This is a genomic window from Bradyrhizobium sp., from assembly GCF_027451485.1.
In the GTDB taxonomy this organism is placed as follows: Bacteria; Pseudomonadota; Alphaproteobacteria; order Rhizobiales; family Xanthobacteraceae; genus Bradyrhizobium.
In genome coordinates this window covers 71,049-83,883 of record NZ_DAIDJE010000009.1, presented here as the reverse complement: position 1 = coordinate 83,883, position 12,835 = coordinate 71,049, and the positions used below count along the sequence as shown (strand labels likewise).

Below are 12,835 nucleotides of genomic sequence, written 5' to 3'. Positions count from 1 at the left end.
CGCCCGCTTCGCGAGCGCCCCGGAATGACGCCGTGCAGATCCGCGCTTAGCTCGCGACAGCCTGTTCCGGAAACCTGCCCAACGCGCGTTCGGTCAGCACGGAATCGCAATATTCCCTGATCTCCCTGATCTTGCCGTCCTCAAGGCGAAACACAAGGCAATAGTCGTTGTCGTAGCGCACGCCTTCGCGCGTGACGTTGTCGCCTTTGGCTTCCACCACGACGTAGTCGCCATCGGCAATAAAACGATGCGCAATCGTCCTGGTCCGTTCGGCCAGACGGGCGCGAACATGGCCGTGCAGATCGTTGAGGATCGATTGCTTGCCGGTGAAGGTACGCGCCCACGAATATTGACCGGTCACGGTCCAGGTCGCATCGTCGGCTAGGCTTGCGACAAACAGCGCGCGGTCGCGTGCAGCCGGATCGGGATTGCTTGCGGCGACGAAAATCTCTTCGATCAGTTTCCTGTTGCTGGCGGTGATGTTCATGACGGCCTTTCTCGTCGGTGAGCGGTCCCCAACATGTCGCAACGATCGTATTATTCTTCCAATCGATAGTTATGATGATGTATATTCGTCTTATGAATTTTAATTCGCTTGACCTCAATTTGCTGGTCGCGCTCGACGCGCTGCTCAAGGAAGCCAGCGTCAGCCGCGCCGCGATGCGGATCGGCCTGTCGCAGCCCGCGGCAAGCCATGCGCTGCAACGCCTGCGCAATTTGATAGGCGATCCGCTGCTGGTCCGCACCGGCGCGCGGATGGAGTTGACGCCGCGGGCTTTGGCTTTACGGGCCCCCCTTGCGCAGGCGCTCGATCAGGTCCGCGGCCTGTTCACGCCGGATGAGTTCGATGCCAGCCGCAGCGAACGCCATTTCCGTCTGATGATGCCGGACCTCGCCGTTGAGCTCTTGATGCCGCCCTTGATGGAAAAAGTGACGAAACAGGCGCCAGGCGTCACCATCGACGTGGTGCCTTGGCGAGGACCGGCGATCTTCCACGCGGAGTTTGCCCGCAGCATCGATCTCGTGATCTCGATCGGCGATGCTTTCACGGGCTTTCACCGCCAGCGGCTCTATACCGACAGCGATGCGCTCGCGGTTCGTCGCCATCACCCGGCCGCCGCCAAATTGAGAAGGCGCGAGGCGTTCCTCGCTGCCCGACATGTCGCGGTTGTGATCCGCGGCCAGAACGAAGACCTGATCGACACATGGTTGCGCGAGAAAGGCGTCGAGCGGCGGATCGCGCTGACGGTGCCCGGCTATATCGAGGCGCTGCATGTCGCTGCCCGCACCGACCTCGTGGCGTTCCTGCCGCGCCGCCTGATCGCGGCGCTCGAAAAGCAGCTGTCGCTGCAGACGGTGACTCCGCCGTTCGATCCCGGCACCGACGAGCAGCACATGTTCTATCCGACTCGTGCCCAGTTCGATCCCGGCTCAATCTGGCTGCGGAAACTGGTGCTGGAGACAGGCCGCGGGCTCGACGCACGCAAACAGCGCGCGACGCCATAAATCCGGCGCCCTCTGTCTTCGCTGTTGCCCAAGGCAGGAACGCCGTGCGATGACGCTTGCGGGGAGATCATCATGACAGTTCTCATCTCGGGTGGCGGAATCGGCGGACTGACACTGGCACTCAGCCTGCACCAGATCGGCGTTCCCGCCAAAGTTTTCGAAAGCGTTTCCGAATTGAAGCCGCTCGGCGTCGGCATCAACGTGCTGCCGCACGCCGTTCGCGAATTGATCGAGCTGGACTTGTACGACCGGCTCGATGCTGCGGGCGTGGCGACCAAGGAACTGGCCTATTTCTCCAAGCGCGGCCGGCCGATCTGGAGCGAGCCGCGCGGTCTCGAGGCAGGTTACAAATGGCCGCAATTCTCGATCCATCGCGGCACCCTGCAACAGATCCTGCTCGATGCGGCAATCGAGCGCCTCGGCCCGGAAAATATCCTCACGAGCCATCACTTGCGCGACTGGACCGAGACGCCTGACGGCATTCGCGCCAGCTTCATCGACAAGGCGACCGGACAGCCCGCAGGCGACCACGGAGGCGACGTTCTGATCGCTGCTGACGGCATTCACTCGGCGGCGCGGGAAAAGCTTTATCCAAATGAAGGGCCGCCGATCTGGAACGGGCGCATCCTCTGGCGCGGTGTGACGGCAGCGAAGCCGTTTCTCTCCGGCCGCACCATGATCATGGCCGGCCACGAAATGCTGAAGTTCGTCTGCTATCCGATTTCAAAGCAGCCGGACCGTAACGGCAAGTTCCAGATCAACTGGATTGCCGAACGGCATATGCCGCCGAGCTACCAGTGGCGGCGGGAGGACTATAACCGGACCGCAAAGCTGGAGGAGTTTCTGCCGTGGTTTGCGGACTGGACATTCGACTGGCTTGATGTCCCCGGCCTGATCAAGAACTGCTCGCATGCCTTCGAGTATCCGCTGGTCGACCGAGATCCAATTCCGCAATGGACATTCGGCCGCGTCACGCTGATGGGCGATGCGGCGCACCCGATGTATCCGATCGGCTCCAATGGCGCCTCGCAAGCCATCCTGGATGCGCGGGTGCTCACCCGGGAAATTCAGGCGCATGGCGCGAGCCACGCCGCGCTCGCGGCCTACGAAGCCGAACGCCGCCCCGCGACATCAGAGCTTGTCCTGCTCAATCGCCGCAACGGCCCCGAACAGGTGATGCAGCTGGTTGAGGAGCGCGCGCCCGACGGCTTCAATGAGGTCACCGACGTGCTGTCGCGGCAGGAGCTCGAAGAGATTGCGGCCAACTACAAGCGCGTCGCAGGCTTTCAGGTCGAAGCGCTCAACGCCAAGCCGCCGATCGTGCCGCGGACAAAGGCATCTCCCGAGCGAGCGCCCGCGTCGCCTCGATGAGACGCGCGGTGGTGCTGGCGGTTGCGAGCACCGTGCCGTTATCGGCAATCAGCTTGCCTTCCATGAAGGCCACGCTTTTGCCGATCTGGATGACCTGCGCCTCCGCCGTCAGCGGGCCCGGCTTTGCGGGAGCGATGAAGTTCACGGTCAGGCTGATGGTGGTGGTGTAGAAACGGCCTTCGCTCGTCACGAACACCGCCGGTCCCATGCTGTCGTCCAGCATGGCCGAGAGGATGCCGCCCTGGATGAAGCCGGCCGGATTGCAGAACTCTTGCCGTCCATCGAAGCCGACCTTGATCCAGCCTTCCCAAGGCCGGGCATCGAGCAGCCGCCAGCCAAGCAATTTGGCGGATGGCGGGACGGGGAAATCGTCGAGTACAGTCTTGATCATGGCAAGCCTCCATCGGCAGCAGCTTGACCCAAGCCTGCTGACACCGTGGTGTCAGCACCGGGCGCTGAACCTGAGTTGGGGAGCGTGATCTAGCCGTTGCCGAGACCGTGCGCGATTACCTTGCGCATCACATTCGGCAGTGCCTCGCCGTCAAGCGTGGCGATCGGCACCCAGCGCATGCCCTTTGGCGCGCGGGCGCGCGCCGGTACCTGGGCCGTATACACCACAAGCTCCAGGGGAAAGTGCGTGAAGACGTGGGTCACCACGCCCAGCCTGCGATTCCAGCGCGTGACGCAGCCAAGCTGCGGCGCCTGTTCCAGCGCGGTCTCGTCATCTTGCGCCGCGCGCCAATCCGAGCCCGGCACTTCGGTCATGCCACCGAGCAATCCTTTTTCCGGGCGGCTGCGCACCAGGAGTTCGTCGCCGCGCGTGACCACAAAGGCCGCCCCCCGGCGCAGCTTGCCGGTTTTCTTCGGCGCCTTGCGCGGAAACGTCTCCTGATCGCCGCGCAGGCGCGCCGCACACGATTCGTCGAGCGGACAGAGGCTGCAGGCCGGCTTCTTCGGCGTGCAGATCGAGGCGCCGAGATCCATCAGCGCCTGCGCACTGTCGCCGGCGCGAGTGTCGCCGAGCAAGGTTTCGGCGAACTGCCGGACCAGCGGTTTCGCCTGCGGCAACGGCTCCTCGATCGCAAACAGCCGCGACACCACGCGCTCGATATTGCCGTCGACCGGCATGGTCCGGCGATCGAAGGCAATCGCGGCAATTGCCGCCGCCGTGTAGGGGCCGATCCCCGGCAGAGCGCGCAAACCTTCCTCGGTATCGGGGAACACGCCGCCATGATCACGTAAGACCGCCACAGCGCAGGCATGCAGGTTGCGCGCCCGCGAGTAATAGCCAAGGCCCGCCCACATGCGCAGGACGTCGTCGAGCGAGGCCCGCCCGAGCGCGGTGACATGGGGCCAGCGCGCCAGGAACTTCTGAAAATAGGGGCCGACGGCCTTGACGGTGGTCTGCTGCAACATGATTTCCGACAGCCAGACCGCATACGGATCAGGCGTTTCGCCCGCCGGCGCTCGCCACGGCAGTACCCGCCGATGGCGATCGTACCAGGCGAGCAGCAGCGCCGGCCGCATGACGACCGGTTCCGTCTCGGTGCGAGGGATTTTCTTTGCAGCTCGGGCCGGACTCATGCACAAACCTTAGCGCAACTCTCCCCACGTCATGCCCGCGCTTGTCGCGAACATCCACGTCTTTCTTGATGCGGTGAGCGAAAGCCCGGCCATAACGCCGGCGCACTTCCGCCAATGCCGGGCGAAATGATAAGGAGAGACGCATGGCAAAACCCGCCCCGTCCAGCGCAAAGCCGCTCTCCGTCCTGCTCAGCGATGTCTTTTCCGATGCCTACGCCAGGCAGGGTTTTGCGGCGCGCGAACTGGTTACGCGCTGGACCGAAATCATCGGCCCCGACCTGTCGGCCCATTGCGAACCGCTGAAGATGCAGTGGCCGCGGCCGGTGGAAGGCCAGCCGCAGGAAGCGGCCACGCTGGTGCTGCGCGTGGAGGGTCCGATGGCACTCGAAATCCAGCACGCCTCCGACGTGATCCTCGAGCGAGTGAACCGCTTTTTCGGCTGGAGCGCGGTCGGCCGGCTGGCGCTGCGGCAAGGGCCGCTGTCGCGAAGGCCCCGCCCGCGCCTGCCGCCCGCACCGGATGCGGGAGAGGTCGAGCGAATTGCCAGGACTCTGTCATCGGTGGATGACGACGAATTGCGCGCGGCGCTGGCGCGGCTGGGGGCCTCAATCAAGCGAAATTGAGCCTAATGTCCAATCTGGCGGCCAAGGCGCGCCATTGCCACATTGCCGGTTTCAAGCTAGCGAAGCGTCATTTAGTGGCTTTGAGTGCCAAATGCGCCAATTCGGGAGCCGATCTTGATCATCACGCGTCGTGCCTTTACCGCCGCCCTGTCGCTGACCGGACTTGCCGCTCTCGCAGGATTGTCGCCCTTTCACCTGATTTCCGAGGCACTGGCCGAGGGTGTGGCCGACGTCAACAAGCCGCAATCCCTGCCCGACATGGCGCTCGGACCGAAGGACGCGCCGGTAACCATCGTCGAATACGCCTCGATGACCTGCCCGCACTGCGCGGCGTTCAACGATAACGTGTTTCCCAAGATCAAGTCCGCCTATATCGACACGAACAAGATCCGCTACGTGTTCCGCGAATTCCCGCTCGACATCAAGGCGGCGGCAGGCTCGATGCTGTCGCGCTGCATCGCGAAGGACGATCCGGCCAAGTACTTCGCGGTCACCGATCTCCTGTTCAAGCAACAGGCCGACTGGGTGATGAAGAACACCACCGAGACGCTGACCCGGATCGGCAAGCAGGCAGGCTTAAGCCAGCATCAGGTCGAGTCCTGCCTGAAGGACCAGTCGCTGCTGGACAAAATCGTCGCCGACCAGAAATACGCCTCGGAAGTGCTCAAAGTGGATTCCACGCCGACCTTCTTCATCAACGGCGAGAAGATCAAGGGCGAGACCTCGTTTGAGGAATTCGACAAGCGGATCAAGGCGCTGCTCAAGAGCTAAGCGGTTAAACGTGAACTGGAACCGTCCCCATTCCGGAATAGATTCCGGGACAAATCGCGCCTCATTCTGCGCCTAAATCTCTTGGGAAAAGCCGGCCGGGCCGGTTGCCCTTGGGCATTGGCCTCGCCATTGTCCCTCCATCCAGAGGCGCTGCAAGCGACTCACGCCCCACACCGACATTGCCTTCTATGGTATTGTCCCGGCAGGGAGATTCGCGTCCTGCCAACAGAGAATCTGTGCCTATGAAACTGACCCGCCTTCGCCTCCACGGTTTCAAGTCGTTCGTTGAACCAACCGACTTCGTGATCGAACCTGGCCTGACCGGCGTCGTCGGTCCGAACGGCTGCGGCAAATCCAATCTGGTGGAAGCGCTGCGCTGGGCGATGGGCGAGACTTCCCACAAGTCGCTGCGCGCCGCCGACATGGACGCGGTGATCTTCGCTGGCTCAGGCAACCGGCCGGCGCGCAACCACGCCGAAGTCGTGATGACGATCGACAATTCGGAGCGCACTGCGCCCGCGGCCGTCAATGACAGCCAGTTTCTAGAGATTTCCCGCCGTATCGAGCGCGAGGCCGGATCGGTTTATCGCATCAACGGCCGCGACGTGCGCGCCCGCGACGTGCAGCTGTTGTTTGCGGACGCCGCGACGGGTGCGCGCTCGCCGGCGCTCGTCCACCAGGGCAAGATCGGCGAGATCATTCAAGCCAAGCCTGAGCAGCGCCGCCGGATCCTCGAAGATGCTGCCGGCGTGGCCGGCCTGCATGCCCGCCGTCACGAAGCCGAACTGCGGCTGAAGGCGGCCGAAACCAACCTCACCCGCGTCGAGGACGTGATCGGGCAGTTGTCGGGGCAGATCGACGGCCTGAAGAAGCAGGCCCGTCAGGCCATCCGCTACCGCGAAGTTGCCGCCAAGGTGCGCAAGGCCGAAGCCCTGCTGTATCATCTGCGCTGGGTCGAGGCCCAGGCCGGGGTCGCCGAGACCGCCGAGGTGCACGACCTCTCGGTTCGCGAGATGGCCGAGCGCACCCGCGAGCAAGCGGAGGCGGCGCGCATCCAGGCGATCCGCGCATCCGAACTGCCGGCGTTGCGCGAGGCCGAGGCCAGGGCCGCAGCCGGGCTGCAACGCCTGACCAACGCCCGCGAGACGCTGGATCGCGAGGAGGCCCGCGCGCAGGAGCGCGTCACCGAACTCGACCGCCGGCTGACCCAGTTCGCAGCCGATATGGCCCGCGAGCAGCAGCAAATCACCGATGCCGACGCGGCGTTGCTGCGGCTCGCGACCGAAGACGCCGAGTTGAAGGAAGAAATCAAGTTCCGCGTCGAGAAGCGGAGCGGCGTCGACGAACGCGTGACGGAAGCGGAAACCACCCTTGCGGCAGCCGAGCGTCTGTTCACGGAACTGACCACGGCGCTTGCCGATCTTTCCGCCAAGCGCAACCAGCTTGAAGGCAACGTCCGCACCCATCGCGACCGGCTGGCGCGGCTCGACCAGGACCTCGCCAATGTCGAGCGCGACGAGCAGAAGCTCGCCGAAGAAACCGGCGGGCTCGGCGACATCGCCATGCTCGCGGCGGCGGTGGAAGAGAGCCAGGAGAACCGGGCCAGCACCGAAATCGCGGCGCAAACGGCTGAAGCCGCGCACGCCACAGCGCGGGCGAAGCTCGAGGCATCGCGCACGCCGCTCAACGAAGCCGACAAGCGCGTGCAGCGCCTCGAAACCGAGGCGAGGACCATTTCAAAACTGGTCAACAGCGAGACCAAAAATCTGTGGCCGCCGATCATCGACGGCATCACGGTGGCCAAAGGCTACGAAAAGGCGATCGGCGCCGTCCTCGGCGATGACCTCGATGCGCCGGTCGATCCTTCCGCGCCGATGCGCTGGACGCAGGCCGGGTCGAGCGAAGGCGATCCGACCCTGCCCGAGGGTGCGGAAGCGCTCGCAAATCACGTTCAGGCGCCGATCGAACTGAAGCGGCGTCTCGCCCAAATCGGCGTCGTGGCGCGCGAGCGCGGCGCTGAACTGATCTCGCAGCTCAAAACCGGCCAGCGGCTGGTGTCGCTGGAGGGCGATGTCTGGCGCTGGGACGGTTTTGTCGCAGCAGCGCATGCGCCGACCGGTGCGGCGCGGCGGCTTGCCGAGCGCGCGCGCCTTGTCGACATCGAAAACGAGCTGGAACAGGCGCGCATTGATGCGAGCGCCAAGCGGCAGGCGCTCGAGACCGCCGAAGCCGAGTTGAAGGCAGCGGCATCAGCGGAAGCCTCCGCGCGTGACGCCTGGCGCGCCGCGCAGCGCGAAGCGGACGCGGCGCGCGAACGTCATGCCGCGGCCGAGCGCGAGATCAACCGTCACACCGCGCGCAAGTCCGCTTTGACCGAAGCCCGCAGCCGCATCGATGCCGACCGCAGCGAGGCCCAGGCCGCGCATGAGAGCGCAACCGCGGCGCTTGCCGATCTGCCGTCGAGCGAGCCCACCGAGGCAAGGCTGACCGAGGTCAAAACCGGCATCGACGGCTGTCGCCGGGTGGCGGCCCAGGTGCGCGCCGAGGCGCAGGCATTGGCGCGTGAAGCCGAACTTGCCGACCGCCGGCTTCAGGCGATCACGGCCGAACGCAATGAATGGCAAAGCCGCAAGACCAGCGCTTCATCGCAGGTCGAGACGGTCGAGTCGCGCATCAACGAGGTCAAGACTGAGCGGGCCGAGCTTGAGAATGCACCGGCGGTCTTTGCCGAAAAGCGCCGGGCGTTGATCGGCGAGATCGAGGCGGCCGAGAACGCGCGCCGCGAGGCCGCAGATGCGCTGGCAGCGGCGGAGACCGCCATGGCCGAGACGGACCGCGACGCCAAGGCCTCGCTTGAAGCGCTCTCAAGCGCCCGCGAAGCCTGCGCCCGCGCCGAAGAACGGATGGACAGCGCCAGGCGCCGTCTGGCCGATATCGAACGTGAAATCCACGACATGCTCGAGGTCGAGCCGCAGGCGGTCGCCGGCCTTGCCGAGATCGAGGCGGGCGCCGAATTGCCGCCGCTCGCCGAGATCGAGGAAAATCTCGAAAAGCTGCGGCGCGACCGCGAGCGGCTTGGCGCGGTCAACCTGCGCGCCGAGGAAGAGCTGCGCGAGGTCGAAACCCAGCATACGGCGCTGACCACCGAGCGCGACGACCTGGTCGAAGCGATCAAGCGGCTGCGCCAGGGAATCCAGAGCCTCAACCGCGAAGCGCGCGAACGGCTGCTCGCCTCTTTCGAGACGGTCAACAACCATTTCAAACGCCTGTTCGTCGAACTGTTCGGCGGCGGTGAGGCGGCGTTGCACCTGATCGAGAGTGAGGATCCGCTGGAGGCGGGCCTTGAGATCATCGCCAAGCCGCCCGGCAAGAAGCCGCAGACGCTGTCGCTGCTCTCGGGCGGCGAGCAGGCGCTGACGGCGCTGGCGCTAATTTTCGCGGTGTTCCTCACTAACCCCTCGCCGATCTGCGTGCTCGACGAGGTCGACGCGCCGCTCGACGACCACAATGTCGAACGTTTCTGCAACCTGTTGCATGAAATGACATCGACCACCGAAACCCGCTTCATCATCATCACGCACAATCCGATCACGATGGCGCGGATGAACCGCCTGTTCGGCGTCACCATGGCGGAACGCGGCGTCTCGCAGCTCGTCTCCGTCGCGCTGGATGAGGCGGTAGCGATCCTCGATCAGAACGTGGCGTAGCATTGCGAGAAACGATGGCAAGGGAGCAATCCAGCAGCCGTTGAAAAGGCTGGATCGCCCGCTCGGTTCGCAATGACGCAGGGAAGTCAGCCAGATGACGCCTCCCTCTTTGCCCGCGGCTCTGCGAGCCGCACTCGACGCGAAGCTCGAGGGCCTGTCGCGCCGCGATGCGGCTAGCCGCTTGGCCTTGATCTCGAAGACCTACCGGGACGGCGGTGGCTCCATCACGATCAAATCCGAGGTCGATGCGCTCGCCTACGCGCTGGTGCGGATGCCCGCGACCTATGCCGCGGTGACGGCCTGCCTGAACGCGCTTGTCGAGGTCAGGCCGGACTTCTCCCCGCATCGACTGCTCGATGTCGGCGCGGGTCCGGGCACGGCAAGCTGGGCTGCCGCAGAGGCATTTTCTTCCCTCCGGGACTTCACGCTGCTCGACGTCAACGCCGCATTGCAGACGCTGGCGCTGGATCTTGCCCGCTTGTATCCGCGCCTCGCCGCCATGACCTGCCGCCGCGACATCAGCGCGCTGGACGAGGCGGAGCCGGCTGATCTCGTTATCGCGAGCTACATGATCGGCGAACTTGGCGAAGCCGAAAGGCACGGCATCGCCGAACGGCTGTGGTCCAGGACGCGCGATACGTTGTTGGTTGTCGAACCCGGCACGCCGGCCGGCTACGAGCGGATCATCTCGCTACGCGCGCAACTGGTCGCATCCGGTGCTCACGTCGTTGCGCCCTGCCCGCACGATCATCCATGCCCGCTTTCTGCACCCGACTGGTGCCATTTCGCCCAGAGGCTCCCGCGGCTCCGCGCCCATATCCAGCTCAAAGGCGCCGAGCTGCCCTTCGAGGACGAAAAGTTCAGCTACGTCGTGCTGACGCGCGAACCGGTGCCCCAACGCTTTGCCCGCGTGCTGGCACCGCCGTCGACCGGCAAGGTCGAGGTTTCCGCCAAGCTCTGCACGACTGGCGGCATCCAGGCCGCGAAAGTGCCGCGCCGCGACAAGGCGGCCTATGCGACCGCCCGACGCTGGCGCTGGGGTGATGCGGTCTCCAATCAACGTTAACGTCTTTGTTGCTCCTGGCATTGAAAGCAGCCGGCCTTGCAGCCGACCGAACCCATACCCACCTCGTGGCGGCGATTCGGGCCGCACGGTCGTTTATGCGTGACTTTTCCGAGTCATGCTAAAGTGGCCGGCACCCGTTTTCCATCAGGAGCCTATTTCCATGACCGGCTGGATCGTTCTCGGCATCATTGTCGTCCTCGTCCTGTTTGCCTTCGCTGCCTATAACCGGCTGGTCGCGCTCAGCCAGCGCGTCAATCAGGCGTTTGCCGACATCGACGTGCAGCTCAAGCAACGCCATGACCTGATCCCGAACCTCGTCGAAACCGTAAAAGGCTATGCGGCGCACGAGCGCGGCACGCTCGACGACGTTATCAAGGCTCGTAACTCGGCGATGTCCGCGCAGGGACCGGCGCAGGTATCGGCCGCGGAAAACCAGTTGAGCGGCGCGCTGGGCCGCCTGATCGCGCTCTCGGAGGCCTACCCGGACTTGAAGGCCAATGCCAACTTCCAGCAGCTCGCAGGTGAGCTCGCCGACCTCGAAAACAAGATCGCGGCAAGCCGGCGTTTCTTCAACAATGCGGTCCAGGAATACAACACCGGCATCCAGCAGATGCCGGCCGCGCTGTTCGCCGGCATGTTCGGTTTTACCCGCAAGGACTTCTTCGATCTCGGCACCAGCCGCACCGAAGTTGAAGCCGCGCCGCAGGTGAAGTTCTGATCACGCCGCAGGGGGACTGGTGCTCCGATTCTGAAGTTCGCAAGCTATCGCGGCGACCTCTGATGCGCACTTCGGAATCAAGGGAGCACCAGCAAACACAGGTTTCCGGTGCGGCCTTGAACTTGACGTTCCCATAATGAGCGTGCCGCAATACTGATGGGAACTTCAAATTCGCCACACTGGCGGAGTCCCGCATTATGGCCGCTTACGGTCTCTACACGCATATCGCGGCGAACAAGACCCGTTCGATACTGCTGCTCGGCGGCCTGTTCGTCCTGGTCTATGTCATGGTCTATGCCGGCGCGCTGATTGCCGAAGTCCTGACCTATGGCAGCGGGGCACCCGCTGACTATTATCTCACGGCCGCTGCGCACGATCTGATCAAGGCTTTTCCCTTTGCCACCGGCGGCACATTGCTCTGGATTGCCATCGCCTACTTCTTCCATCAGTCGATCGTCGATGCCGTCACCGGCGGCGAGGACGTCACACGGCAGCAGCAACCGCGGCTCTACAATCTCCTGGAGAACCTCTGCATTTCGCGCGGCCTCCCGATGCCGAAGCTGAAGATTGTCGAAAGCGAAGCGCTGAACGCCTATGCGACCGGGCTCAACCGCCGCCAATATGCCGTCACCATCACCACGGGCCTTCTGAATGCGCTGAACGATCAGGAGATCGAAGCCGTGCTGGGTCACGAGCTCACTCACATCCGCAACGGCGATGTGCAGATGATGGTGATCGCGGTCATCATCGCCGGTGCGGTTGGCTTTTTCGCCGAGCTGTTTTTCCGCAGCTTCACCAATTTTGGCTATTACGGCGGCCTTGGCGGCTATCGGCGCGGTTCATGGTCGTCATCGGAAGGGTCCTCCTCGAACGATAACCGTCGCAGCTCCGGCGGTGGCGCTGTCCTCGTCATCATCATCGCGGTCGCCCTGATCGCGCTGGCCTGGCTGTTGTCGCAGATGGTGCGGCTGGCGCTGTCGCGCTCGCGCGAGTATCTCGCCGACGCCGGTTCGGTCGAACTGACCAAGAATCCCGATGCCATGATCTCGGCGTTGCGCAAGATCGAGAACCGCGGCGAGTTGCCGGGCGCAACCTCGGCAATCATGGAATTGTGCCTCGACAACCCGCGCGAGGGCTTTTCCGACCTGTTTGCCACCCACCCGTCGGTGGAGGCGCGCGTGCAGGCGCTGGTGAAATTCGCTGGCGGCCGCGATCCGGGGCCGCTGGCTCTGCCGTCGGACCAAGCGGTCAGTCCGGACGATCGGGAGCCCGGCGAAAATGACCAAGGCGTGCCGAAAGGCCCTTGGAGCGACGTCACGGACCCTGCGGACACCACGCATGGCCCACCCCCGGAGCCCTCAGGTCCTTGGGGCAGCCCGGACGAGCCGCCGCCCGGGCCGTGGGGGCGCCACTAATGCGCGATGAGATTCGGAATCGGAACTCGATGTTGGAAAAAAGCCGCGAGCGGCCACTTTCAGGCCGCCTTCTA

At 64.3% G+C, this 12,835-nt stretch carries 11 protein-coding genes; 8 read left to right on the top strand and 3 right to left on the bottom strand.

The annotated features are described in order from the left end of the window. Nucleotides 1-46 precede the first annotated feature (46 nt). Nucleotides 47-481, bottom strand: a complete 435-nt coding sequence (locus NEZ08_RS01440; RefSeq protein ID WP_298102459.1) for a nuclear transport factor 2 family protein — start codon at nucleotides 479-481, stop codon at nucleotides 47-49. A gap of 98 nt (nucleotides 482-579) precedes the next feature. Between NEZ08_RS01440 and NEZ08_RS01435 the strand changes: the two genes are divergently transcribed. After that, a complete protein-coding gene (locus NEZ08_RS01435; protein WP_298102365.1) occupies nucleotides 580-1,506 on the top strand; it encodes a LysR family transcriptional regulator in 927 nt (308 codons plus the stop codon). 72 nt (nucleotides 1,507-1,578) lie between these two features. Next, nucleotides 1,579-2,877 (top strand): flavin-dependent oxidoreductase, encoded by a 1,299-nt coding sequence (locus NEZ08_RS01430; protein ID WP_298102362.1) that lies wholly within the window; start codon nucleotides 1,579-1,581, stop codon nucleotides 2,875-2,877. Here the strand turns inward: NEZ08_RS01430 and NEZ08_RS01425 are convergent. After that, nucleotides 2,807-3,268: a PaaI family thioesterase gene (locus NEZ08_RS01425; protein ID WP_298102359.1), complete on the bottom strand. Its 462-nt coding sequence runs from the start codon at nucleotides 3,266-3,268 to the stop codon at nucleotides 2,807-2,809. The genes NEZ08_RS01430 and NEZ08_RS01425 overlap by 71 nt on opposite strands. Before the next feature lie 89 nt (nucleotides 3,269-3,357). Continuing rightward, nucleotides 3,358-4,461, bottom strand: a complete 1,104-nt coding sequence (gene mutY / locus NEZ08_RS01420) for an A/G-specific adenine glycosylase (protein WP_298102357.1) — start codon at nucleotides 4,459-4,461, stop codon at nucleotides 3,358-3,360. A 143-nt stretch (nucleotides 4,462-4,604) separates the two neighbouring features. On the opposite strand from mutY, the gene NEZ08_RS01415 reads away from it, so the two are divergent. The 6 genes from NEZ08_RS01415 (at nucleotide 4,605) to NEZ08_RS01390 (ending at nucleotide 12,761) form a co-directional block, all read left to right on the top strand. Further along, nucleotides 4,605-5,084, top strand: a complete 480-nt coding sequence (locus NEZ08_RS01415) for a DUF721 domain-containing protein (RefSeq protein ID WP_298102354.1) — start codon at nucleotides 4,605-4,607, stop codon at nucleotides 5,082-5,084. Nucleotides 5,085-5,198: 114 nt separating this feature from the next. Further along, nucleotides 5,199-5,855 (top strand): DsbA family protein, encoded by a 657-nt coding sequence (locus NEZ08_RS01410; protein WP_298102352.1) that lies wholly within the window; start codon nucleotides 5,199-5,201, stop codon nucleotides 5,853-5,855. A 242-nt stretch (nucleotides 5,856-6,097) separates the two neighbouring features. Next, a complete protein-coding gene (smc, locus tag NEZ08_RS01405; protein WP_298102349.1) occupies nucleotides 6,098-9,562 on the top strand; it encodes a chromosome segregation protein SMC in 3,465 nt (1,154 codons plus the stop codon). 94 nt (nucleotides 9,563-9,656) lie between these two features. After that, complete coding sequence (locus NEZ08_RS01400; RefSeq protein WP_298102346.1) at nucleotides 9,657-10,628, top strand: small ribosomal subunit Rsm22 family protein; 972 nt, start codon at nucleotides 9,657-9,659, stop codon at nucleotides 10,626-10,628. A gap of 160 nt (nucleotides 10,629-10,788) precedes the next feature. Then, nucleotides 10,789-11,346, top strand: coding sequence for a LemA family protein (locus NEZ08_RS01395; protein WP_298102343.1), 558 nt, complete (start codon nucleotides 10,789-10,791; stop codon nucleotides 11,344-11,346). 197 nt (nucleotides 11,347-11,543) lie between these two features. Further along, entirely contained in the window at nucleotides 11,544-12,761 is a 1,218-nt protein-coding gene (locus tag NEZ08_RS01390; protein ID WP_298102340.1) for a M48 family metallopeptidase, read from the top strand. The last annotated feature ends 74 nt before the right edge of the window (nucleotides 12,762-12,835 follow it).

Coding starts and splice junctions, on each gene's coding strand:
- NEZ08_RS01430 (WP_298102362.1), top strand. CDS start 1,579: ATGACAGTTCTCATCTCGGGTGGCGGAATCGGCGGACTGACACTGGCA.
- NEZ08_RS01395 (WP_298102343.1), top strand. CDS start 10,789: ATGACCGGCTGGATCGTTCTCGGCATCATTGTCGTCCTCGTCCTGTTT.
- NEZ08_RS01390 (WP_298102340.1), top strand. CDS start 11,544: ATGGCCGCTTACGGTCTCTACACGCATATCGCGGCGAACAAGACCCGT.
- NEZ08_RS01400 (WP_298102346.1), top strand. CDS start 9,657: ATGACGCCTCCCTCTTTGCCCGCGGCTCTGCGAGCCGCACTCGACGCG.
- NEZ08_RS01415 (WP_298102354.1), top strand. CDS start 4,605: ATGGCAAAACCCGCCCCGTCCAGCGCAAAGCCGCTCTCCGTCCTGCTC.
- NEZ08_RS01425 (WP_298102359.1), bottom strand. CDS start 3,268: ATGATCAAGACTGTACTCGACGATTTCCCCGTCCCGCCATCCGCCAAA.
- mutY (WP_298102357.1), bottom strand. CDS start 4,461: ATGAGTCCGGCCCGAGCTGCAAAGAAAATCCCTCGCACCGAGACGGAA.
- NEZ08_RS01435 (WP_298102365.1), top strand. CDS start 580: ATGAATTTTAATTCGCTTGACCTCAATTTGCTGGTCGCGCTCGACGCG.
- smc (WP_298102349.1), top strand. CDS start 6,098: ATGAAACTGACCCGCCTTCGCCTCCACGGTTTCAAGTCGTTCGTTGAA.